General features: G+C 55.7%; 20 protein-coding genes and 2 tRNA genes. 9 read left to right on the forward strand and 13 right to left on the reverse strand.

The features are described from left to right. A partial coding sequence (locus tag VGJ94_16755; GenBank protein ID HEY3278268.1) for an FAD-dependent oxidoreductase occupies nucleotides 1–433 on the reverse strand: 433 nt, incomplete at its 3' end. Nucleotides 434–648: 215 nt separating this feature from the next. After that, the gene (locus tag VGJ94_16760) at nucleotides 649–2,709 is read right to left on the reverse strand and encodes a sigma 54-interacting transcriptional regulator (protein HEY3278269.1); all 2,061 of its coding nucleotides are present in this window, start codon (nucleotides 2,707–2,709) and stop codon (nucleotides 649–651) included. 388 nt (nucleotides 2,710–3,097) lie between these two features. Here VGJ94_16760 and VGJ94_16765 point away from each other — a divergent pair, with 388 nt between their 5' ends. From VGJ94_16765 to VGJ94_16780, 4 genes are read left to right on the forward strand one after another with little or no spacing between them, the layout of a single operon-like run. Beyond that, nucleotides 3,098–3,226, forward strand: a complete 129-nt coding sequence (locus tag VGJ94_16765; protein ID HEY3278270.1) for a hypothetical protein — start codon at nucleotides 3,098–3,100, stop codon at nucleotides 3,224–3,226. Beyond that, nucleotides 3,210–3,368 carry a DUF134 domain-containing protein gene (locus VGJ94_16770; GenBank protein ID HEY3278271.1) on the forward strand — a complete coding sequence of 53 codons (159 nt, stop codon included), beginning with the start codon at nucleotides 3,210–3,212 and terminating at the stop codon, nucleotides 3,366–3,368. The genes VGJ94_16765 and VGJ94_16770 overlap by 17 nt, the downstream gene beginning before the upstream one ends. Then, entirely contained in the window at nucleotides 3,365–3,748 is a 384-nt protein-coding gene (locus VGJ94_16775) for a NifB/NifX family molybdenum-iron cluster-binding protein (GenBank protein HEY3278272.1), read from the forward strand. Before VGJ94_16770 ends, VGJ94_16775 begins: the two co-directional genes overlap by 4 nt. A 40-nt stretch (nucleotides 3,749–3,788) precedes the next feature. Further along, nucleotides 3,789–4,022, forward strand: a complete 234-nt coding sequence (locus VGJ94_16780) for a zinc ribbon domain-containing protein (GenBank protein ID HEY3278273.1) — start codon at nucleotides 3,789–3,791, stop codon at nucleotides 4,020–4,022. 154 nt (nucleotides 4,023–4,176) lie between these two features. Here the strand turns inward: VGJ94_16780 and VGJ94_16785 are convergent, their stop codons facing one another. The 3 genes from VGJ94_16785 to VGJ94_16795 are packed head-to-tail and all read right to left on the reverse strand — an operon-like array spanning nucleotide 4,177 to nucleotide 6,339. Further along, the gene (locus tag VGJ94_16785; GenBank protein ID HEY3278274.1) at nucleotides 4,177–5,076 is read right to left on the reverse strand and encodes a rhodanese-like domain-containing protein; all 900 of its coding nucleotides are present in this window, start codon (nucleotides 5,074–5,076) and stop codon (nucleotides 4,177–4,179) included. 9 nt (nucleotides 5,077–5,085) lie between these two features. After that, on the reverse strand, nucleotides 5,086–6,126 hold the full coding sequence (locus tag VGJ94_16790) for a cytochrome c3 family protein (GenBank protein ID HEY3278275.1): 1,041 nt from the start codon (nucleotides 6,124–6,126) through the stop codon (nucleotides 5,086–5,088). 33 nt (nucleotides 6,127–6,159) lie between these two features. After that, complete coding sequence (locus VGJ94_16795; protein HEY3278276.1) at nucleotides 6,160–6,339, reverse strand: hypothetical protein; 180 nt, start codon at nucleotides 6,337–6,339, stop codon at nucleotides 6,160–6,162. A 266-nt stretch (nucleotides 6,340–6,605) separates the two neighbouring features. On the opposite strand from VGJ94_16795, the gene VGJ94_16800 reads away from it, so the two are divergent. Next, nucleotides 6,606–7,982 (forward strand): sigma 54-interacting transcriptional regulator, encoded by a 1,377-nt coding sequence (locus VGJ94_16800; GenBank protein HEY3278277.1) that lies wholly within the window; start codon nucleotides 6,606–6,608, stop codon nucleotides 7,980–7,982. 24 nt (nucleotides 7,983–8,006) lie between these two features. On the opposite strand, the gene VGJ94_16805 is transcribed toward VGJ94_16800, so the two are convergent. Next, nucleotides 8,007–8,834, reverse strand: a complete 828-nt coding sequence (locus VGJ94_16805) for an EFR1 family ferrodoxin (GenBank protein ID HEY3278278.1) — start codon at nucleotides 8,832–8,834, stop codon at nucleotides 8,007–8,009. 363 nt (nucleotides 8,835–9,197) lie between these two features. Here VGJ94_16805 and VGJ94_16810 point away from each other — a divergent pair, with 363 nt between their 5' ends. The 3 genes from VGJ94_16810 to VGJ94_16820 are packed head-to-tail and all read left to right on the forward strand — an operon-like array spanning nucleotide 9,198 to nucleotide 14,954. Continuing rightward, nucleotides 9,198–10,541 (forward strand): TolC family protein, encoded by a 1,344-nt coding sequence (locus tag VGJ94_16810; protein ID HEY3278279.1) that lies wholly within the window; start codon nucleotides 9,198–9,200, stop codon nucleotides 10,539–10,541. A gap of 36 nt (nucleotides 10,542–10,577) precedes the next feature. Then, a complete protein-coding gene (locus VGJ94_16815; protein ID HEY3278280.1) occupies nucleotides 10,578–11,705 on the forward strand; it encodes an efflux RND transporter periplasmic adaptor subunit in 1,128 nt (375 codons plus the stop codon). Between the two features lie 42 nt (nucleotides 11,706–11,747). Further along, the gene (locus VGJ94_16820; GenBank protein HEY3278281.1) at nucleotides 11,748–14,954 is read left to right on the forward strand and encodes an efflux RND transporter permease subunit; all 3,207 of its coding nucleotides are present in this window, start codon (nucleotides 11,748–11,750) and stop codon (nucleotides 14,952–14,954) included. A gap of 40 nt (nucleotides 14,955–14,994) precedes the next feature. Here VGJ94_16820 and VGJ94_16825 read toward each other — a convergent pair whose 3' ends face one another. The 6 genes from VGJ94_16825 to VGJ94_16850 all read right to left on the reverse strand — a co-directional run bounded on the left by VGJ94_16825 (nucleotide 14,995) and on the right by VGJ94_16850 (nucleotide 19,948). After that, entirely contained in the window at nucleotides 14,995–15,627 is a 633-nt protein-coding gene (locus VGJ94_16825; GenBank protein HEY3278282.1) for a redoxin domain-containing protein, read from the reverse strand. Nucleotides 15,628–16,035: 408 nt separating this feature from the next. Next, a complete protein-coding gene (locus VGJ94_16830; protein HEY3278283.1) occupies nucleotides 16,036–16,293 on the reverse strand; it encodes a hypothetical protein in 258 nt (85 codons plus the stop codon). Nucleotides 16,294–16,981: 688 nt separating this feature from the next. Continuing rightward, a tRNA-Ala gene (locus VGJ94_16835) sits at nucleotides 16,982–17,054 on the reverse strand. A gap of 98 nt (nucleotides 17,055–17,152) precedes the next feature. Continuing rightward, nucleotides 17,153–18,250, reverse strand: coding sequence for a pyridoxal phosphate-dependent aminotransferase (locus tag VGJ94_16840; GenBank protein HEY3278284.1), 1,098 nt, complete (start codon nucleotides 18,248–18,250; stop codon nucleotides 17,153–17,155). 10 nt (nucleotides 18,251–18,260) lie between these two features. Further along, nucleotides 18,261–18,569, reverse strand: coding sequence for a hypothetical protein (locus VGJ94_16845; protein HEY3278285.1), 309 nt, complete (start codon nucleotides 18,567–18,569; stop codon nucleotides 18,261–18,263). 11 nt (nucleotides 18,570–18,580) lie between these two features. Beyond that, nucleotides 18,581–19,948: a TrpB-like pyridoxal phosphate-dependent enzyme gene (locus VGJ94_16850; protein HEY3278286.1), complete on the reverse strand. Its 1,368-nt coding sequence runs from the start codon at nucleotides 19,946–19,948 to the stop codon at nucleotides 18,581–18,583. 405 nt (nucleotides 19,949–20,353) lie between these two features. On the opposite strand from VGJ94_16850, the gene VGJ94_16855 reads away from it, so the two are divergent. Beyond that, nucleotides 20,354–20,438, forward strand: a tRNA-Leu gene (locus VGJ94_16855). 335 nt (nucleotides 20,439–20,773) lie between these two features. On the opposite strand, the gene VGJ94_16860 is transcribed toward VGJ94_16855, so the two are convergent. Continuing rightward, nucleotides 20,774–22,140, reverse strand: a 1,367-nt coding sequence (locus VGJ94_16860) for a BACON domain-containing protein (GenBank protein HEY3278287.1), incomplete at its 5' end; no start/stop codon positions are given.

Here is a 22,140-nt window from a genome sequence, read left to right on the forward strand (position 1 = left end):
CACACTTCATGATCTCCGGGTCCACCAGTACGCTCAGCCTGAGCCTGCCCTCGATCACGAAGAAGAGATAATCCTGCCAGCGCTTGATCAGTTTGCTGCTCTTCGAGCCTAAATCCTCGTATCTGGGATGGATCGCGCCGCCCGCTATATCCAGCCGGCCGATGATCTCCTGGCAGATGCCGGTTACCTGTTGCTTATTCGTCCCATCGCTCATGTGAGGGATGAGTATCACCAGCCCGCCCGTAGCCATTCCGCCAAGATGGCCGTATCTCTCGACGAGAATGGTCTTTGCGCCGTTCCTGGCCGCTGCGAGAGCTGCCGCCACCCCTGCAGGACCTCCGCCCACCACTACTACATCGGCCTCCCTGCACACCCTGATTTCCCTTGCCGGTTCCATGATCTTTTTCCCTGCCCGATTCTCACCTCTCGCCATTGCCTTTGCCTCCTTTCAAATTATCTTCGCCGATACCTGCAGCAGCGCAGGCGTCACGGGTTGTGATGCAAGACAGGTGCCCTCGATTGCCGCCTGTGCGGTTGCGCATTAAACCCTATTACGATATGAGATTTTAGTGAGGTGAGCCTAAAAGAACATGACGCGGCGATCGGTGAGGCTTTTATATTTCACGGAATACGTGAAATATCGTGGGCTTATTTATTTATGCCCAGTTTGCGCATTCTGGACCTTAGCGTGCTTGGGTGGAGGCCCAATACAGCCGCGGCTCCGTTCGCTCCTTCCACTCGCCATCGGCTCTCGGAAAGGACATTCAGAATGTGCTCCCTCTCCACGTCCTGAAGGTTTGATTTGCGGTCCTTGGCTACGCAGGAGGGATTAGTCAGCTTATCGGCAAGGCGCAGCACGGGACCGGGGCAAAGGATCACGCTTCGCTCGATCACGCTTTCCAGCTCCCGGATATTGCCCGGCCACGGGTAATCGAGGAGTGCGGCCATGGTCTCTTTTGCGATGGAGGTAATCTTCTTTCCCTGCTTCCTTCCGTACTTGGCCACAAAAGCCTCGACGAGGAGCGGGATGTCCTCTCTCCGATCTCTTAAGGGGGGAATCATGATCGGGAAGACGTTAAGGCGGTAGAACAGATCTTCGCGGAACCGGCCCCGGCGGACCTCTTCCTCGAGGTTTCTGTTCGTCGTTGCAAGGATCCTTACGTCGACTTTGTAGGTCCGGGGAGAGCCCAGTCGTTCAAACTCGCCATGCTGCACTACCCTCAGCAGTTTGGCCTGGAGCTTGAGGGGCAGCTCACCGATCTCGTCAAGGCAAAGGGTGGAATTGTGGGCAGTTTCGAAGCGGCCGGTCTGTCTGGTGTCAGCCCCGGTAAATGCGCCCTTTTCGTGCCCGAAAAGCTCGCTCTCGATCAGCTCCGACGGCAGGGTCGCACAATTGACCGTGATGAGGGGCCGGTCTTTCCGGGGGCTCATGTCATGAATGGCGTGGGCGATCAACTCCTTGCCGGTCCCCGTTTCACCGAGGATAAGGACCGTCGCGTCCGTCCCGGCCACCTGACTCGCACGAAAGAATACGTGCCTGAGTCCCACGCTGCGGCCGATGATCTTGTCAAGGGACTGTCCCGTCTTTATCTCCTTGCGGAGGTATACATTCTCAGCCTCGAGTTGTTCCTTCAGCTCCGTCACTTCCTTAAGCGCGGCGTGCAGCGATTTTTCCGCCTCCTTTCGCGCAAGAGCGCCCGCAAAGATGTCGCCTATAACCTTCAACCGGTCCAGTAGCTGGCGGGGCCACACTGTCTCCCTCGTGATGGTGCTTACCACGACGGAGCCGAGGATAGAGCCTCCGGCCATCATGGGGACCATAATAGCCGACTTGATCCGGTATTCCTGGAGTAACTGTTTGTCCACGGCGGCCTCTGCAGGCAGGTCGTCGATCTTCTCGACGAGTATGAGATCCCCTTTTTGGAGTTTTTTTGCCGTCCAGGGAAGCCCTTCCGTAGTATATCTTTCGGGAGAGGAGAGGATGCCCTCCTCCGTCCATGAATGGGTACGGTTCATTTTTAGCTTGTCTGCCGAAAATTCGAAGACAGTGCCCCTCTCCACGCCGAGGAATTTGACCACCGCCTCGAGCCCCTTTCGTATCTTTCCATCGATCTCAGAACCGGGAAGATTGATAAGCTCCGTCGATATCCTGGAAAGAAGCTTTTCAAAGCTCAGGAGTCGCACATTCTGCTCCTCCGCCCTCATACGGCCGAAGACATTCGCCAGTATCTCTCCAAGGAGGGTGAGCTTCCCGGCAGTGTCGGCAGGCCATGGTCCGGCTTCTTGCCTCGATAGAAACACTCCCGTTCCGAAAACGGTGCTACCGGCTCTTATGGGGATGAGCACCCCCACCCTTGTGCCCGTCCTCTCCCAGTATTCCCGCTCCAGGACCGCCTCTTCCGGCAAATCCTCACGCCCCTGCCAAAAAACCGGAGCACTGCAGACCGGGCTTCTCCTCGGCCATGGGCGAAAATCCTTCAGCTCCGCCCCGTCCGAAAATCCTGCTCCCGGGACCGTGCAGCCCCAGACGGTTGTCATTTCGTCCGATCCCTCGCCGAAAAGGGCGAGCATTCCCCGATCCATACCAAGGAAATCGAGAATGAGACGGAGCCCCCTCTCGATCTGACTCCCGGCAAAGGCCGACGGCAAATTGATAAACAGGGCCGCCAGACGGGTCAGGAGCGTCTCGAACCGGAGAGGCTCTCTCAATGTATCCTTCGACAGCTTAATGTCCCTGGGCCGCGACAACGCATCACTCCTTCTCTTTCAGGCTCTCTTTCAGCCGCTCTCGCCATTATGAATCAAAGTGTATTGCCGTGTCAAATTCTCTCATACCCCAGGTCTGCGGCCGGACAAGCGACACGGGGAGAGACGCCGTTTTCTTCTCCCCCGCGGTGAAATACATTCACGAGATGGAAACCACCTACAACGGCATGGACCTTTTTAATCCCTGTCATTTTCTGCGCGTGTTTTACCGTATTTAGGCGAAAGAAGCAACATTTCTGAAATCAGGAGACTTTCATGGGAACAACAATTGACACTATTATGCACATATGCTTATAATATGTCTATGCCCCGGCCCAAGAAGCAAAGATGTGTGCAAGGTGAACCCAGGGCACCTCACTTCAAGCCGAGGGGCATACCTCTGGCGGACCTCGAAGAGGTATGGGTCAACGTCGATGAATTGGAAGCGAAGAAGCTCGCCGACCATGAAGGCTTATCATGAGCAGGCCGCTCTGAAGATGAAGATATCGAGGGCCACCTTCGGCAGTATTTTGCGGGAAGGGCGGCGCAAGAAGGCAAAAGCCCTCATAGAGGGCAAGGTTTTAACGATAGAAACAGCAAATCAATCGGAGGTCACAAAATGAAAGTATGTTTCCCGGTACAGAAGGACGAAGGAATGGAGAGCACGGTCTATAATCATTTCGGCTCGGCACCGGCATTTGTCATGGTCGATACCGCAGTCGAACAACCCGTCACCGTCAACAACGCAGACATGGACCATGTCCATGGCGCATGCAATCCCATCATGGCAATGGGCGGCCGGGATGTTGATGCCGTAGTGGTCGGCGGAATCGGAGCCGGAGCCATACGAGGTCTCAACTCGAAAGGGATTAAGGTATACCGCGCGGTTGCACCCACGGTCAGGGCAAATCTCGAGATGCTCAAGGCAAACGGACTCCCGGAACTGACCATCCAGCACGCCTGCAGCGGTCACGATCAGCAGGGCGGAGGATGCGCGCACTGAAAGACCGCTTAAGATCAGGTCTCGAAAGAAGGAGAAAGGTATGCCTATTTATGAATACCGTTGTGAAAAATGCGGAGCGGTACACGAGATGCTGCTCCTCGGCAGGGAAGAAAAACCGGCGTGCAAGAGCTGTGGCAGCGATGATCTTACAAAATTGATGTCCGCGCCGAACATTTCCGTGGGAGGAGATAATCCCTCTTTCGGACCGTCTTCGGGAGGATGCTGCGGCTCGCCCGGCTCCTGTGAGAGCCCGGGACATTGCTGCGGAGGCTGACCCCCTCCCCCCTCATTATTGCCGGAAAACAAAAGAACGCCGGCTTCGAACCAGGTAAACCCGATCCGGGCCGGCGTCATATCGGAAGCGCTCGAATTTCCCGCAGGTCAGGAATGGTCGGTCAATGCCCGATGCAATCCCTGCGGCAATGCCTCTACCACGTGTACTTTACCACAGGCGCCTGGGGGTCTTTGGTCCACTCTTCCATGGCCCCATCGTAAATTTTCACATTCTTGTAATCAAGGGACTGGGTCAGGGCGAACCATAAGGCGGAGCAAAATTTCCCCGTATCGCAGTACAGGATATACTCCCGTGCCTTATCCTGCCCAAGTACCCCGGAGGCCATGGCCTCAACATCGCCTTTTGCCTTAAAGGTGCCGTCTTTCATATACATCCAGACGGAGGGCAGGCAGACTGCCCCCGGTACATGGCCCGGCCGGGCCACGAAATCCATTTTGGTGACGCCGAAAAAAGCGTCGGGAAGTCTCGTATCCACCATCACCGCCTGTTTCATCATCTTCATCGCGTAATCCTTCGTGGCGAGGACCGATTTATTCCACTGGGGCTGGTATGCTGAAGGAGCCGCCTTCACCGCTTCTTTGGAGACGGGCTTTTTGTCTGCCGTCCACTTATTGTATCCTCCATCAAGGAGAGAGACATTTTCGAGCCCGCCATAGACGAGGGTCCAGGCAATCCTCGTGATGCCCACGAGGTCACCCGGCGTATCGCTTTTCCCCACGATGACGACCCGCGAATCCTTGTCTATTCCCAGGGAGCGGATGAGATCGGCAAGATCGTCGTCAGGGGGCAACTCGTTCTGATTGGTCCCCCTTTTTATTGCCCAGGCACCGTAGAAGGAGTTCAACGAGCCGGGGATATGGCCGTCCTTGTACTCCTCAAGTTTTCTTATATCCACGATTTTCAGCTTCGATCCGGCCAGGTTCTTCTCAAGCCATTCCGTGGAGACGACGGGCGCTATATCCCGGGCGAGGAGCGCAGAGGGAAAGAACACCAGTACCGCGAGAGCGAGTGCAAGCCATTTTATCTTCTTCATAGTATCCTCCTATTTCTTTATGGGCTTTAAAATATAGAGTAAGCCCTCGTTTGCCTTGGAGCCACCTTTTATGAGGGTATCTTTTGTGAGGAATCCTTTTTTCTCCTCGTGACACACCTCGCACGAACGGGTCCTCTCGGTCCGCTTCCGTATATTGTGGGGCGCCGTATCCCAATAGTTGGGCAGGGCATCGAAATGCTCCATTTTTATGCCGGCTGAGAGAAAGGTGTCTCTCACTACAGGCACGGTCCTAAGAGTGGTGACCGTCTTTTTGTCCCGCGGACTCAAGCCCAGGATAAAATCGGGCCGGGAAGTCGCCCCCTGGCCGAGATGACAGTTGATGCAGTTCCGGTAGCTTCCGGCCGAATGGCATGCCTGGCAGCTTACGCGTCCCTTATGGGTCACATGGGCTGATTTCGCCTTCTCCGTCTTCTCCGTCCCCGCCTTGTGACAGTTGACGCACGCCGGTTTATCGGGAAGGTCCTTCCTCGATTGGTAGAGGCGCCCGTCGCCGTGGGCATCCGTCTTGCTGTGGCAGTCAAGGCAGATCATGCCCTTTTCGTAGTGCACATCCGCCGAACCGCCGTATTCGCCGGTAAACTCGGGATAGACCCGTCCTCCGTGGCAAAAGGCGCACGTCTTCCCCTCGTCCCGTTTTACGAACTTGTGGCCTTTGATGAGGCCGATGGATATCCCGCCAATGGTCGGCCCCTTCACGTGGCAATCCCCGCAGGATGCGTGACAGGACCTGCACGACTGCTCGAACACTTTTCCCTCGAAGCTTTTGAGTTCCTTGTGTGAGAACCGTCCTGCAACACCATGCTTCTGTCCCGCGGTGGTGTAGTGAAGGGACGTCTTGTAGGTCGCGGCGATCTTATCGTGGCAGGCCCCACACGTGCTCGGATCGTCGGAAGGTCTCGCCACCATGCCCTTGTGGGCCTTATCTTTCGAAGCGCCCCTCATGTCTCCCTTGTGGCAGAAACTGCAACCCTCCATAAAATGGGGGTCCTTACCGATCAGAGACTTGTCCACGAGAAGCCCTTTATACATTTCATCCGCCTTAACTGGCGGAGGCGGCCCCGCTCACCCCTCAGCCTCGCCGGCCCCCGTCTTCGGGGCTACGAAAAGGGATTTCATGACATCGGCGTCAGTGTGGCATTTGATGCAGGAGACCTCGTCGGCGGCATTCCCCCGGATCAGCCAGGGCGCCCCCAAACCGGTCAGGAGAAATAACAACGTCAAAGCGGCTATTTTCGTCTTCATATGGCCCGCCTGATGGGAGAATTCTTATGTAAGAGAATGTAAGCATCAATCGTATTCATCGTAAGGCTCTCTTCCCGGGATTGGCCGTATTCGGACCCTTCCGACATCTTGCAAAGGCCGTACCGTTGAGCGTTCTTTGACCGATATGTATAAGTGCTTGAATATTCTGTCTAAACTAACGGGATATGGGGGAAGAGAATTCTTGACGTTAACATAACATTAACTTATGTTATTAACGGACGTTAAATTTTAACAGCAAGGTGCCTATGGAACATTTCCCCGAATACTGGAAAACCATCGTCGATACCATGATGGACGGAGTGGTAGTGGTAGACCGGGAGGGCGTAATACTCTCGGTGAACAAGGCCCTCGAAAGGATCACGGGCTACCACGGAAGCGAGCTTGTGGGACAGGAGTGCCGGATCCTTGATTGTGACACGTGCTTTTCCCGTGATGGAGGAAGTGAGCCTGTAAAGAAGTGCCGGCTTTTCGAAGTCGGTTCCGTGGTGAAGCTCCGGTGCAGGCTCACGAGGAAGGACGGCCTGCCCCTTCATGCGCTGAAAAACGGGGCGATCTTAAGAGGCGCGGACGGGACCGTGGTGGGAGGGGTGGAAACCCTTACCGACATCACGGACCTCGTGACAAAGGAGCGGACCATCCAGGAGCTTAAGGACCTGCTGTCGCCTGGCGACGGGTTCGAGGGGATTATCGGGAAGGGCCCGGGGATGCTCGACGTCTATGCCCTCATCCGCAACGCGGCCCTCTCCGATGCCCCCATCATCATCTATGGTGAAAGCGGCACGGGCAAGGAGCTGGCGGCGAACGCGATCCACCGTCAGGGAAAACGAAAGAAAGGACCTTTCGTCAAGGTGAATTGCGCTGCCCTGGCAGAATCCCTCCTCGAGAGCGAGCTCTTCGGCCACGTGCGGGGCGCCTTCACCGGCGCCGACAGGGACCGGAGGGGACGCTTCGAGTCCGCCCACCGGGGAGACCTTTTTTTGGATGAAATAGGAGATATTCCGCTGCCCACGCAGGCAAAACTGCTCCGGGTCCTCCAGGAAAAGGAGGTCGAGCGAGTGGGCGATCACAGGCCCATACCCATCGACACGCGCATCATCACCGCCACCCACCGCGATATCGGTGAGATGTGCCGGGAAGGCCGGTTCCGGGATGATCTTTTCTACCGCCTTAACGTGATCCCCATCCATATGCCCCCACTCAGGGAGAGGCGCGAGGATATACCGCTTCTGGTGGACCATTTTATCAGAACGATCCGTGTGAGGAGCGATAAAGAGATCCACGGAGTGAGCGACGAAGCCATGGAGCGCCTGAGCCTCTACCACTGGCCGGGCAACGTGAGGGAGCTGATCAACGTGCTCGAATACGCCTTTGTGGTCTGTCAGGAGCCGGTCATTTCGGCCCGCCACCTGCCGGTCCTTGCGGGAAGCGAGACCCGGCCGGGACAACATCACCGCAGGAAGGACCTCACGCAAGAGAAGCAGAAGGAGATGGTGGTCCGGGCCCTGGAAGAGGCGGGAGGCAACAGGGAAAATGCGGCAAGGCTCCTCGGAATAAGCCGCGTCACTCTCTGGAAGCTCCTCAAGAAACACGGCATTAAGCCTCACACACGCTTCGAAGCCTGAAGCGGCTCGCCGGTGTCACATTTTCTAAAGATAGTATTCGGGCTCTTCTCGTGCCCGGCAGGTCTCATAAATGCTCCTCACCACGGGACTGGAAGAGAGCTCCTTCATGGTCCTTGCCCCCACGGGACATACCTTGACGCACTGGAAGCACAGGATGCATTCTTCCTTATCCGTCTTTGCAAGGTTGTCGGGGTCGATGGCCCCGGTGGGGCAGGTCTGGGCGCACAGGTCGCACCGGGTGCACAGTGAGGCGTCCGTTCCCGGTGTGAAGGCAGCGGTCTGCCTCATGCTCCTCATGCGGTACAGTCCTTCGGGCTCTTTGTACGGGGTGTTTCCGGGAACGATGAGGGGCTCCATCGACTTCAGGGAGTCGAGATTGTCCAATTTCTTTCGGACCAGGGTGCCGAATTCCCGGGCCTTTTTGAGGTCCTCCACGTCCGGCCTGCCTGCGGCGATGGGCTGCTCTATGGAGGAATAGGAATGTTCCCCAATAAAGGCTGCTCCCGCAACAGGAACGAATCCCCTCGCCACGGCGATGTCGTACAATTCCTTCAGGGCGTCGTCATAGGCCCGGTTCCCGTAGACGACCACGAGCACGGCCGGGGTATTTTCCGCCGAGAGAGTGGAGTAGTAGCGGGCCACGGTCTCCGGCAGACGCCCATAGTAGACGGGCGAGGCCAGGATGACGACTTCGTCCCGAAACAAACGGGTCTCCCCGTGCCTCGCGGCCTTTCTGGTGCGATTCAGCATCCTTACCTCCGGGCTTCCAAGGCCAGGTGCCATTGCTTTCACGATTGCCCCGGTAGTTCCCGTGGGGGAGAAGTATACACATCTGACTACGTCAACGTCCATGGAGAGTCTCCTTTAGTTAATTATTGACTTACGACGCGGTACTCCGGTCTATGATGATATGATGGTGCTTTGCAATCGTCCATAGGATCGGGTGAGTCCGGGGCGGGGTATGAAGCCGGGCAACCTATCCCGGGTCAACCGCTCGCCTTCCGGCGATTTCCTATCATATCACGAATCCCCGTGCAGATCCTACCCCTCTGCAGGCCAATGAATGATAGTCGCGGTTCCATTCGCCATCCGGAACTATTCCGGCGACAAGGAATCTTGTCTCTTAACCTTATCAGTATTAAATTTGCTTAATGGCCTTTCTTCAATGCATAATATCCTGGTAATCTAATTTCGGTCTTACAGGGACGATCATATATGAGACGACTCACCGCGTGCCTTTGCTCGGCAGCTCTTCTCTCCCTCCTGGTGTATGTCGACCCCATAGGGGCGGAGCAAAAGATCACCCTTACCGAAGCAATCAGAACGGCTCTGGAAGAAAGTTATGAGATCAGAGCCTTCAGAAGCTCCGTCTCCGCCCGGAGAGAGGCGATCGGCGTAGCCAGGAGCCAATTGCTGCCGAAACTTGCTTTTGAGGAGAGGGCCGCCCGCACCAATAACCCGCCCTCGGCATTTATGATGAAACTCAACCAGCAGAGGTTTTCCCAGAACGACTTTGCCATAGGTTCCCTCAATAACCCCGACCCTATCACCGATTATCAAAGCATGTTTTCCTTTGAACAGCCCCTATTCGTCATGAAATCCTACCTCGATCTCAATATGGCAAAACTGCAGCATTCAGCCGGGAATGAAGAGTTGAGACGTAAAATGGAAGAGATCGCGTTCAAGGTCTCACAGGCTTACCTGAGAGTGCACACGGCGAAGGCCTACGAGGACGTTGCATCCAGGGCGATCAGGGACGCCACGGAACACGTCCGGATTGCAGAATCAATGTACAGGAACGGGCTCGGTCTCTATTCAGATGTCTTGAGGGCCAGGACGTCCCTCACGGAATCGGAACAAAAACAGGTCACTTTCAAGAAAGATCTTGCCGTATCGAAGAGGTGGTTTGCCTACGTGCTGGGAAGGCATGACCCGGTCAGCCCGGCTGACGAGCGCCTCGAATTTATCCTTAAAGATGTCGCCTATTACACCGATGCATCTCTCTCGCGTAAAGATGCCGCCGCAATGAAGATACGCCACGAGAGCGCAATGGCAAACGTAAAGCGTGCGGAATCCCTCTATCTCCCGTCGATCGGTGTAGGCGCTTCCTACCAGTTTAATGACCACATGCGTATCTTCGGATCGGAAGGTGAGAGCTGGCTCCTTATGGCTTCCTTAAGATGGAATCTCTTCGATGGCCTTCTCAGGGACTCGGAGAGGAAGAAGGCCCAGCACGAAGCAGCGGAAATGAAAGAGCATCTTAGAAATCTCACTCACCTTATTTCCTTTAAGGTTGAAGAAGCATACTTGGGGGTCGATGAGGCGCGGAAAAACGAGGAGCTTGCCCGGAGCGCCCTCCTCTCCGCCGAAGAAAGCAAGAGGCTTGTAAAGGAACGGTATGGGAACTCACTTTCACCTATCGTCGACCTTCTGGACGTTCAGCTTCATGTGAACCGTGCAAGGGCCGACACGGTGGCCCGGGAAAATGAATACCGGCTCGCGATTATCGGCCTCGGTTATGAAAGCGGCACAATCTTGAAAGACCTGGGCATTGAATAGGCGATGAGAAGATACATGGACCGGTAAGGAGGAGGCGTGACCTATCTGCTCAAAAAAATACTGCCCGTGACGGTGATGGTTTTCATTGCCGCCGGAACTCTCCTGGGGTGCAAGGAGAAGATAAAACCCGGCCATACTGAGGTCAAGAGGCCGGAAATCAGGGGCGTCACCGTCGCAAAGGTCGTAACCTCCACGATTGATTCAGCCTATGAAACATCGGGAACGGTGATGGCGAAGACCACAAGCACCCTTGCGAGCAGGGTATTCGGGACGATTACCACGATCCACGTGAAGGAAGGCGACACGGTACGCTCCGGGGATGTGCTCCTCGTCATAGATGACAGGGATGCCCGGCAAAGGGTCAATGCGGCGGAGGCCGGGTATAATGAGGCGTTGAAGGCCCGCGAGGCCGCAGAAAAAAGGTCTGGTCTCGCCGATATCACCTCCCGGAGATACGGCAATCTTTATAAGGAAAAAGTTGTCACCCAACAGGAATTCGATCAGATAGAGACCCGGAGGAACGTGACAAACCTGGAACTCGAGCAGGCCTCCCTTGCCTCGGAACGTGCAAAGGCCCTCCAGGAAGAAGCCCGCATTCACTTTGGCTACACCCGGGTCCGTGCGCCTTTTCCCGGGGTGATCACCGCAAAGAAGGTGGAGCAGGGCAGCATGGCCGTCCCTGGCATGCCGGTTATCACCATTGAGGATACATCCCGCTACAAGATCGCGGTGCGCGTTGACGAGAGACTACTGGGCAAGCTGAGACCGGGCACGCCGGTCAAGGTTCATTTTGACGGCGGGCCGGGAACGGTCACAGGCACAATAACAAAAATCGTTCCCGCAGTCGATCCTGCGACGCGGACCTTCGTTATCGAAGCCGAACTCAAGGATGCAGCCCTCAAGAGTGGCCTCTACGGCAGGGTGCTCATTCCGGAAGGGACTAAAGAGGCAATCATCGTCGCCCCGTCAGCGATCGTCCAAAAAGGCCAGCTTACAGGGGTATACGTGGTCGATGACAAGGACGTAGCCGGCTACCGGCTTATCAGGAAGGGAAAAACGCTCGATAAGGGGGTCGAAGTATTGTCCGGCCTCAAGAACGGTGACAGGGTCATCGTCACCGGCACGCAAAAGGCCGTAGATGGCGGCACGGTGAGAGATCGCTAATGCGGACATGGTCCGATCAAATGAGGGACGGCGCTTGAACTGATGGGAATATCGGGAAGAATAGCCAGGGCATTCATTAATTCCAAGCTTACGCCCCTCATTATCATCGCGGCCGTCCTGCTCGGGGTGTTTGCGGTAATTGTAACCCCGAGGGAAGAGGAGCCTCAGATCGCCGTACCCATGATCGACGTCTTCGTGACCTACCCGGGGGCATCTGCTTCCGAGGTTGACGAACGAGCCACCAAACCCATGTCCAAGCTCCTCTGGGAGATAAAAGGGGTGGATTATCTCTACACCATGTCAAAGCCGGGACTGAGCCTTGCTATTGTGCGGTTCCGTGTGGGCGAGAATATGGAGAAGAGCATCGTCGATCTTTACAACAAGCTCATGTCCAACTACGACAGGATTCCTCCCGGTGTATCCCAGCCGCTCATCAAGCCGAGATCGATCGACGACGTGCCTATTCTCACCTTCACCCTGTGGAGCCCCCGCTATACCGGCTACGAACTGAGGAAGGTGGCCCTGGAGGTGTGTGACGTACTGAAGAAAGACCCGGACGTATCAGAGTTCACCATAACCGGGGGGCAGAAGAGGCAGGTGGGAATACAGATCGACCCCGTTCGCCTCAAGGCATACAATGTCTCTCCCCTTCAGATCGCGAGGGTACTCCAAAAAGCTAATATCCAGGCTCCTTCAGGCAAATTCTCCGCCGGCAACAAAGAATTCCTCGTGGACACGGGCTATCTCATAAAAGATGCGGAAGATGCCGGAAATACCGTCGTCGCTGTTTCCGGCGGAAAACCGGTCTACCTCCGCAATATAGCCGACCTGACGGACGGGCCCGAGGAGCCGTCCAGTTACGTGCTTATGGGCTTCGGTCCGGCATCCCCTTTTTCAGACCGCGGTGCGGGTGAAGGGGTGACAATCTCAATCGCGAAGAAGAAAGGCACCAATGCCACCCATATCTCGGAAAGGGCCCTTAAGACAATCGGCGAATTGAAGGGCGGCGTCATTCCCTCGGAAGTCGAGGTAACGGCCACAAGGAACTATGGAGACACGGCAAAGGAAAAATCGGATGAGCTCCTGAAGCATATGCTCATTGCGGCCCTCTCCGTGACCCTCCTTATCGCCCTCGCCCTGGGATGGCGGGAATCGATTGTCGTTGCCGTCGCGGTCCCGGTGACCCTCGCCCTTACCATACTCGCAACGTACCTCTACGGATATACCCTGAACAGGGTCACCCTCTTTGCCCTCATATTCTCCATAGGCATTCTCGTCGATGACGCCATCGTGGTGGTCGAGAATATTCATCGCCACTTCAAAATGGGCAAGGTCGACTATGAAACCGCCGTGACGGCCGTGGAGGAGGTAGGGCAGCCCACGATTCTCGCAACCTTCGCAGTCATTGCGGCCCTCCTTCCCATGGCATTCGTGTCCGGCCTCATGGGCCCCTACATGCGTCCCATCCCCATGGGTGCATCGGCAGCCATGGTCATCTCCCTTCTCATCGCCTTTATCATTAGCCCATGGTTAAGTTTTATCGTCCTCAAAAATGCGAAGACAGCCGTTGCCGGGGGCAAGGAGAAAAAAGGATTACTTGCCCGATTCAACAGGATCTATGAACAAAACCTTCGAGGCCTCCTGGAAAACGGGAAGAAGAGGTCCGTCTTTTTCATTATTGTGGCGGGACTGCTCGTCGCGGCCTTCGCCCTCGTTCCGCTGAAGCTCACAAGGGTCAAAATGCTCCCCTTCGATAACAAAAGTGAGCTTCAGATAGTGATCGATATGCCGGAGGGAACGACCCTTGAAGAAACCGCCGCCCTCACCGGCGAAATCGGCAATTTCTTGAAGACCGTGCCGGAGGTGACCGACTATCAGTCCTATATCGGAACCTCCGCCCCCTTCAATTTCAATGGCCTGGTGAGGCATTACTTTCTTCGCACAGGCAGTAATGTTGCGGATATACAGGTCAACTTCGTCGGAAAGGATGAGAGAAAATCACAGAGCCATGATATCGCAAAAAGGATGCGGCCCGATATTAAGGCCATAGGCGACAAATATGGCGGCAGAGTAAAAGTGGTGGAGATACCCCCCGGGCCCCCGGTACTCAGCACCCTCGTGGCGGAGATATACGGACCCGATCTCGGGCGACAGATAGAAATAGCCCGCGACGTACGGGATACCTTCTCAAAGACGAAAGATGTGGTGGACGTGGATTGGTATGTCGAGGCCGACCAGAGGAAATTTACCTTTCAGGTGGACAGGCAGAAGGCGGCCGAGAGCGGCATCGACACCGACCTCATTACTCAAACCGCCCGAACGGTGCTGGGCGGGACGGTTGCAGGCCTTATCCACACCGACATGGGCAGAGAGCCCCCCGAACTCTTTATAAGGGCTTCCCTTGCGGACCGTTCCGGCATTGAAAGACTCCGGGGGATCAGTCTGACCGGGAGTTCCGGCGACCAGGTGTCTCTCGGCGATCTTGTTCACGTAAAAGAAGGCGTGGAGGACAAGACCATTTACCGGAAGAACCTGAAACGGGTAGTGTACGTGATTGGAGACGTGGCAGGCAAGGAGGAGAGCCCGGTCTACCCTATACTGAAGATGGGGCAATCGATAAAAAATCTCAAACTTCCCGAGGGGTATGAACTAAAGCAGTATACCTCGGCGCAGCCATGGCTCGAAGACAGGTACGCCCTGAAATGGGACGGAGAGTGGCACATCACCTACGAGGTCTTCAGGGACCTGGGGATGGCCTTCGCCGCCGTGCTCGTACTCATCTATGTGATGGTGGTGGGATGGTTCCGGTCCTTCACCGTTCCCCTCGTCATTATGGCGCCCATCCCGCTCTCCCTTATAGGAATACTGCCCGGACATGCCCTCATGGGCGCCTTCTTCACCGCCACGTCCATGATCGGCTTTATCGCGGGCGCGGGCATCGTGGTGAGGAACTCCATAATCCTCGTCGATTTCATCGACCTCAAACTCGCAGAAGGAATGCCTCTCGAAGAAGCGGTGGTCCAGGCGGGGATCATCCGGTTCAGACCCATGCTTCTCACGGCGGCAGCCGTGGTGGTGGGATCATCGGTCATCCTTTTCGACCCCATCTTCCAGGGCATGGCCATCGCCCTCATGGCAGGCGAAGTGGCAGCCACGCTCCTGTCGCGGACCATGGTCCCCGTCCTTTACTTTCTCGTCAAAAGACGCGAAGCCCCGAAGGCACAGGGCGAGACCGCAGGAAGGCCGTGAGGCCGTTACCGATCCTCGGGATATGCGGCCTCCCTCCCGCCTAGGGGCGAGCGCCCGGAAGTCCCGAAGCGTCGATTACATCCCCAAGAAATCTTGCAGGGCTCTCGAAAACACCTTCCTTGAGATAGATAACTGTTGCCGACCCTTGGCCGTCCACATTCACGGCTACAAAGGTGGGCGTGGTTTTCACGTTGAGAAGCCGGCTTATTACCGTATCGGTATCGGGAAAGACGGGAAAGGGGACACGATAGGTTGTCTTATAGGTCTTGACTTTGTTTTCATCGTTACTCATGCCGATACCGATCATGGTAACCCTGCCCTTCAGATCGGGCCTCCCCTCTATTCTCCGAAATACCTCGTCTACATCCGATGTGGCGGAGCCGCAGTAGGGGCACCCTAAATCGAAGAACTCGAGAATGACAACTCCCGGCTTGATATGCCCTACCTGAAAGGTGCCCGTGTTCTTGAGCCCCAGATAGTTCCTCTCCTGCTCGGTTACGGGGGCGGGGAGTGTAAACTGGGGAAGCTCCTTCGGCGCTGCCCTCGCCGAAAGTGCAGGGCCGGCAAGAAAAATGGTGAAAATCAGCGCGAACAGCATCACGCCCACCATGGTCGGCATTACTGCACCAAAGCGGCAGGACGAAAGACTCAAGAACAGTTTATTTCGAATCATTTTTCACCTCCAAGGATAGTTCCTGACTGATACTTAATCATCTTCACCCGTAGGGTCAATACTGCACCGTTCCGCGACCATAGGAACCGTCTCGGAGTGCTCACTGACAGTCATGATTATACATTCGAAGTTGAAGGAAAGCCGTACTTCTCGCACCACATGGCGTAGGTCGTCTTGGAGAGCGTGCTGATCCGCTGGTTCGGATTCAAGAACACGAACGGATATCCTTGTCGGGATGCTGCGCTTTAACGAGCAGGTGCTCCGCCGATCTGCGGTGACAAATCGACCTTTAGTCTCCACTATGATGGTCGAGCCATCGAAAGTGAAGTCAGGCGAGGAAGGGGACGGGCGTAAATACCTAAATAACATGAATGGAGCGGGATCCTGCGCCCCCGGAAGAGGAAGTTCCTAACGATAGTGTCCGTGCCTCTGGCAGGATTTTATGCACCGTTTTTCATGTTTTCTACACCCGTGAAAACATTTTTTGTGAGGGCGGCCATACCTGTCGATGCAGCTATTTTCGCAGTGGCGGTATTGGCGTTCGCAGGCCTGGCGGCAGCTCGGCGGATGATGGCTGACAGGGGGTTGTGCGAAGACCGGCAATGAACTGCCTATGAGGGCAACCAGAATGGCGACCAGCGGAATCAGCCGAAATCTCTTTCCCATAATTACCTCCATTGAAGGTATTCTCCTTTTCTTGCCGTCTTCATACCACCAAAAGGCCCGAAGGGCTCGCCCGTTGTTGACTCTGATCCGGCGAGAAGGACAGGCATATAACCGGTAAGAATCTATTACCTCCTTCAACGGCAGGCAAGGCGGTCTCAGCGATTAAATGGTTCTTTCAACTGCTTTGAAAGACTTGGGGAGGCCCTTTTGTTACTCTCACGAGACGCTCCGGTCTGAGGGCCTTTGAATAGTGGAAAAGGAGATGGGACAGTGATAGAAGCCAACAGGTACTTCAATGCGACAGACCGTTTCCTCGACCGAGTAAATTCCCCAATGATTCCGCGAAAACGAACCGACACCCCCCCTCCCCCCCATAGTGAGTCACAAGACGCACAAGCCGGGGAGCCGATGGGAGCGTGAAACCATTCCCGTTGAGCGGGATGGGGAATTGTAAACTACTGCTCTTTGACAATTGCATATGGAGTTGATGGTGGAGCGAAAAAGTGGTGCCCTTGGGGTCGCGGTCCGTTTTCTGTGAAGCCACAAGAGCCTGCCCCGCAGGCGGGACCTGCAAAAGGATTGCCCCGTTTTGTCAAATTCGGTGGGTAGGATTGAGCGTAGGTGTATACCATTCCCCACAACAAGAAAACGGGACACCCGAAGGTGCCCCGTAACTTGTTGAAATAAATGGAGCTGAACAGGATCGAACTGTCGACCTCTTGACTGCCAGTCAAGCGCTCTCCCAGCTGAGCTACAGCCCCACGCCCTATTTTTATAACAGCATACCGGCTGATTGTCAATCTCTTTCAGCCGGTATGCTGGGTCAGATGGGGTGTCCCGGTTGAAGCGCGTAGAGCGCCTAAACCATATCCCTCAGGATCTTTATTCCCTTTTCGAGGTTCTCCTCACTTGCGGCAAAGGAGATGCGCACGTGGGACTTTCTGTTCGAGAAGACGCTGCCGGGGATTATGAAGAGGTTATTCTCCAATGCCCTTTCCACGAAGGCGTCGCCGTCACCGTCGGGCACCTCTGGGAAGATAAAGTATGCGCCTTTCGGCTTCACGATGTTGTACTTGTCCTTGAGGCCGTTATAGATGAGGTCCCTTCTTCGCTTGTATCCCTCGATCAAGGGGTCCGTATCGTAATCGAGGGCCAGCATGGCGGCTTTCTGGGCGAAGGAGTTGATGCTGCTGAAAGCGTACTGCTGCATGGTCACCATGCACTGGATGATCTCCGTGGGGCCGGCCACGAAGCCGATCCTCCAGCCCGTCATTGCCCACGTTTTGGAGAATCCGCCGAAAGTGAGGGTTTTCTCGTAGAGCTGGCCCATGTAATCTTTTTGGAAGCCGTTGTCGAAGACGAACCGGTCGTAGATCTCATCGGAGAAGACGAGGATATTCCTCTCCCGGGCCACCCTCGTCACCATCTCGAGCTCTGCTTTGCTGTTCACCATACCCGTGGGATTATTGGGGCTGTTTATGAGGATGATCTTGGTCTTCTCCGTGATCGCCTTCCTCAGGGCCTCTTCCTTCAGGGTGAAATCCGGGTAAGTATCCATGAAGACCGGCTTTCCCCCGAGAAGGGAGACCTGGTACTCGTAGAGCACGAAATAGGGATCGGGGATGATCACCTCGTCCCCCGGGTTCAGGGTGACCATGAGGGCGAGGAGAAGCCCGCCCGTCACGCCTGCGGTGACGATGACGTCATCGCAGATAATGTCCTTTTGATGGAGATAGGCGAGTATTTTCTCCCTGAGCTCCGGGATGCCGCCCGAGGGCGTATACTTGTTGAAGCCCGCCCTGATCCATTTTATCCCTTCTTCCTTGATCTCATCGGGGATATCGAAGTGAGGCTCCCCGATGCTCAGGTTTATGGGGTTTTTGACCTTGTTGGCGAGGTCGAATATCTTCCTCACCCCAGAGGGCCTGATGTTGTTAACTCTGTCCGAGAGAAACACGTGATCCTCCTTAACCGGTACGCTTTTGTCCGCTCGATGCGCCAGGTTCCGGCAGCGGCTTGCCTGTCCCGGATTCCGGTAACAGGGCCGCACCTTTCACCCTTTCGAGTGATTCGATTATGCGCTCCATACGTGACTTGGGTGGTCCGCCGAAGCATTCGGTCAGCTGTTCATCCGTGAAGGCCGCCTTGAGGATCTTCACGATGTCGGTCCTCTCTCTCCAGCAGCCTACGCTGTTTCTGCACGGCATCCCCCGATTCATGGTAAGGCAATAGGGAAGCTCAGCGACCATGCCCAGTTGGCTACAATATATATCCATAAAATGCCCCTTTATGCAACCTTCGGTGTGGGGAATTTATCGAGGTCTTTCACCAGCCGGGCGATCTCCTCGTCGGGCAGGGAGTAGTCCACGAGCTGCCCGCTCATGTAGGCGTCATAGGACGGTAGGTCGATAATGCCATGACCGCTCCAGCTTATGAGTATCACCTTTTCCTTCCCCTCTTCCTTCGCCCGCTTTGCTTCTTCGATCGCGCACGCGATGGCGTGGTTTGTCTCCGGTGCCGGTATGAAGCCCTCGGTGCGCGCGAAGGTGAGGCCCGCGCCGAAGGTCTCGAGCTGGTTATAGGCCTTCGCCTCGATGAGCCCGTCCATGTAAAGCCGGCTCACGAGCGGCGCCATCCCGTGGTATCTCAGCCCGCCCGCATGGATCGGGGCAGGCACGAAGCCGTGCCCTATGGAGCACATGGGCAGAAGCGGCGTAGCCCCTGACGCATCGCCGAAATCATAGGAATAGGGACCCTTGGTCAAGGTGGGGCACGAGGTCGGCTCGGAGGCCACGATCCTCACGTTTTTCCCGTGGATCTTATCCCGCACGAAGGGGAAGGAGATACCCGCGAAATTGCTTCCCCCTCCCGCGCAGCCGATCACCACGTCGGGATACTCGCCGATCATCTCGAACTGTTTCTCCGCCTCCAAACCGATAATCGTCTGGTGCATGAGCACGTGGTTCAATACGCTCCCCAAAGAGTACTTGGTATCTTTCGAGGTCACGCAATCCTCGATGGCCTCGCTGATGGCGATGGCGAGGCTCCCCGTATGGTCCGGGTTCTCCCTCAGGAACTGTCGCCCCGTCTCCGTATCGAGGCTCGGGCTGGGCACGCACTTTCCACCCCATGTCTCCATCATGATCCGCCGATAGGGCTTCTGGTTATAGCTCACCCTCACCATGTAGACCTTCAAGTCAAGACCGAACTGCTTGCACGCAAGGGAAAGGGCACTTCCCCACTGGCCCGCGCCAGTCTCGGTGGTCAGTCTTTTGGTGCCCGCCATCTTGTTGTAATATGCCTGGGCAATGGCCGTATTCGGCTTGTGGCTGCCCGCCGGGCTTACGCCTTCGTTCTTGAAATAGATGCGTGCAGGCGTATCGAGGAACCGTTCAAGGGCAACGGCCCGACAAAGGGGCGACGGCCGATACATGAAAAGCCGCGAAAGCACCTCCTCAGGGATATCGATAAACCTCTCGGTCGACACTTCCTGCTCGATCAGGTTCATGGGGAAAATAGCCGCCAGCATGTCAGGCGTAATAGGCTCGCCGTTCGCAGGATTAAGGGGGGGCGGAAGGGGATTCGGCAAATCCGCCTGAATATTGTACCACGCCCTCGGCATATCCTTTTCACTCAAAAATATTTTTCGTTCCATCTCGCTTCCTCCTTTTTCATAAAATAAAAAAGGCCATGAGCTATATAACCCATGGCCTCTAAACAAAAAAAGGCCATGGACGGCGTGAAACCGTCCATGGCCGCAATCTACGGTTTCGCGCCTAGACTTGCAACCACCACCACCAATTCTTCTTAGAGATTCGTGCGTCCTTCAACATAGTAGGGATTTGTATCACGGATGAAGAAATTTTGTCAAGAGAAAACCGGATCAGGGGAATTCGCAAATCGTAAAACGGAAATCGGAAATAGATAAGCAGAGAGTACTATCCATCTACCCTCACTCTACCTCTACCTGCCTTCCTCTTTACCTCCGCCTTAACCTGTCCCTTTCCTTTCCCCTTTCTTATTGACAATAAACCGCCTTTGCTATTATAACAAGGATATTGCCCGGGTGGCGGAATAGGTAGACGCAAGGGACTTAAAATCCCTCGATCCTTGCGATTGTACGAGTTCGATTCTCGTCCCGGGCATTCATACAACATTAGCCGCCATGCCCCCCCTCTTTTTCCGTCACCAATCTGATCACCATGGCTGTCACCACCCATCTCCCTTAATGCAGCCATATGCTCATGATAGCATTGTTACCCAACAGTACGGGATATGCGGGCAGAGATGGAGCGAACGGACAGGACCGCGGGATACGTGGCCCCGTTGAAAGAAGACTGACCGCGAAGCGGCAATCCATCTCATATGACTCCAATTCACATAACCATAAGGGGCAACGGGCTTTCTCACCCTTTGCCCCTTATGGTTTTCTCCTGATACTGCCTCCCACCTCACGCGGAGGTGGGCGTTATTGGTTCTCTTACCTGTTCGTCTGTCTCACTGTATGGGCCTTTTTCATCTTGCCCGTGCTGAGGGCCACGTTGACCTTTCCGCTCCTTGCGGGTCTGCCGGTATTTTCGGCTGCCGTATAGAACACCGTGCCCGATCCTGTACCGGAAGAGGCTGACGTGACAGTGATCCACGGGGCTCCGGATTGGGCGGTCCACCCACAGTCAGTGGGCGACATGGTGAGGGTGAATGAATCTGATCCACCTGCCTTCGCGATAATGGGGGAGGTGGGGGGACTGATGGTGTAGGAGCAGGGTTTCCCTGTCTGGGTGACGGGGAGTATGGCTCCTCCAATGTAGACCGATCCTGCCCTGGTGGCGGAGGCGGTGTTCTGTGAAACCGTTACTTTAACCGATCCCCTGGTCTTGTTGAAAGTGAGGTTAGAATAGGTGATGTAGGCGTCGCCTTCCATGACATCCACTGTGGGGGCGGGACAGACACTTGCTCCCCTTGCCGTAATGCTCACCGGGGCGGTTCCGCCCCTATAGGCGACTGTCCTCACCCTTGGGCCGATGGTATAGGTACAGGTCGTAGCGGCCGTGAAACCGGCGGTGACGGAAATATTGCCGTTCATGGTTACGGCACAAGTTCCCGTGCCGGAGCAGCCTCCTCCTGACCAGCCGGTGAAGGTGGAGCCTGCGGCAGCAGTGGCGGTGAGGGTAACAACCGTTCCCGCGCTAAACGTAGCGTTGCATGTGCTGCCGCAGTTGACGCCGGCGGGGCTGCTCGTGACGGCGCCCGCGCCGGTGCCGTTCCTGGAAGTCTGGAGGGCATAGGTTGTCGCGCCCCCGCCAGGACAGAATGTTACGGTATAATTGACCACACCGTCTGTCTTCCTGCATTTATAACTGCTTTTCAGGTCGTCGAACTGCCACGCATACGCACCCGGTGCACCCGTATTCACGTTTTTTATAAACTCGAGAGATTGGGCTGCCATGTTCGGCCAGTTGGTATCGACCAGATCCGCCCAGCGGCCGTGGGCGCATGATACGAGGTTTTGTCTGCGGTCATACTTGTCGCCCTTCGCGCAGCCCAAGGTGTTCTCCGTATAGCCGTCGGCCCAATCATAAGGGGAGCACTTATACCCGCCTACGATATCTGCATGACCCGGGTCGCTCGGATTGCACCACGATGTCGGTATGTTTGGTTCGGAAGAGACGTTCGTCGCGTCACAACAGAGAGCGGACCCGTTGTTGCCGGCGGCAGATTGGCCCAATTTCATCGTGTAATACTTGCATGGCCCCCAGCAGGCGTTAAGACTTGCATCCCAGAGATCTGAAGGGCATGTGGGCGTCCTGGAATAACCTGCGGGTTTGCACCAGAAGTCAGGATTTTCCC

Source organism: Syntrophorhabdaceae bacterium (assembly GCA_036504895.1).
GTDB lineage: Bacteria > Desulfobacterota > Syntrophorhabdia > Syntrophorhabdales > Syntrophorhabdaceae > PNOM01.

Excerpts from the sequence above, each read along its gene's own strand:
- VGJ94_16805 (HEY3278278.1), bottom strand. The coding sequence starts at position 8,834 with ATGGACGTTGACGTAGTCAGATGTGTATACTTCTCCCCCACGGGAACT.
- VGJ94_16830 (HEY3278283.1), bottom strand. The coding sequence starts at position 16,293 with ATGGGAAAGAGATTTCGGCTGATTCCGCTGGTCGCCATTCTGGTTGCC.
- VGJ94_16800 (HEY3278277.1), top strand. The coding sequence starts at position 6,606 with ATGGAACATTTCCCCGAATACTGGAAAACCATCGTCGATACCATGATG.
- VGJ94_16820 (HEY3278281.1), top strand. The coding sequence starts at position 11,748 with ATGGGAATATCGGGAAGAATAGCCAGGGCATTCATTAATTCCAAGCTT.
- VGJ94_16790 (HEY3278275.1), bottom strand. The coding sequence starts at position 6,126 with ATGTATAAAGGGCTTCTCGTGGACAAGTCTCTGATCGGTAAGGACCCC.
- VGJ94_16845 (HEY3278285.1), bottom strand. The coding sequence starts at position 18,569 with ATGGATATATATTGTAGCCAACTGGGCATGGTCGCTGAGCTTCCCTAT.
- VGJ94_16775 (HEY3278272.1), top strand. The coding sequence starts at position 3,365 with ATGAAAGTATGTTTCCCGGTACAGAAGGACGAAGGAATGGAGAGCACG.
- VGJ94_16825 (HEY3278282.1), bottom strand. The coding sequence starts at position 15,627 with ATGATTCGAAATAAACTGTTCTTGAGTCTTTCGTCCTGCCGCTTTGGT.
- VGJ94_16780 (HEY3278273.1), top strand. The coding sequence starts at position 3,789 with ATGCCTATTTATGAATACCGTTGTGAAAAATGCGGAGCGGTACACGAG.
- VGJ94_16770 (HEY3278271.1), top strand. The coding sequence starts at position 3,210 with ATGAAGGCTTATCATGAGCAGGCCGCTCTGAAGATGAAGATATCGAGG.
- VGJ94_16785 (HEY3278274.1), bottom strand. The coding sequence starts at position 5,076 with ATGAAGAAGATAAAATGGCTTGCACTCGCTCTCGCGGTACTGGTGTTC.
- VGJ94_16795 (HEY3278276.1), bottom strand. The coding sequence starts at position 6,339 with ATGAAGACGAAAATAGCCGCTTTGACGTTGTTATTTCTCCTGACCGGT.
- VGJ94_16850 (HEY3278286.1), bottom strand. The coding sequence starts at position 19,948 with ATGGAACGAAAAATATTTTTGAGTGAAAAGGATATGCCGAGGGCGTGG.
- VGJ94_16810 (HEY3278279.1), top strand. The coding sequence starts at position 9,198 with ATGAGACGACTCACCGCGTGCCTTTGCTCGGCAGCTCTTCTCTCCCTC.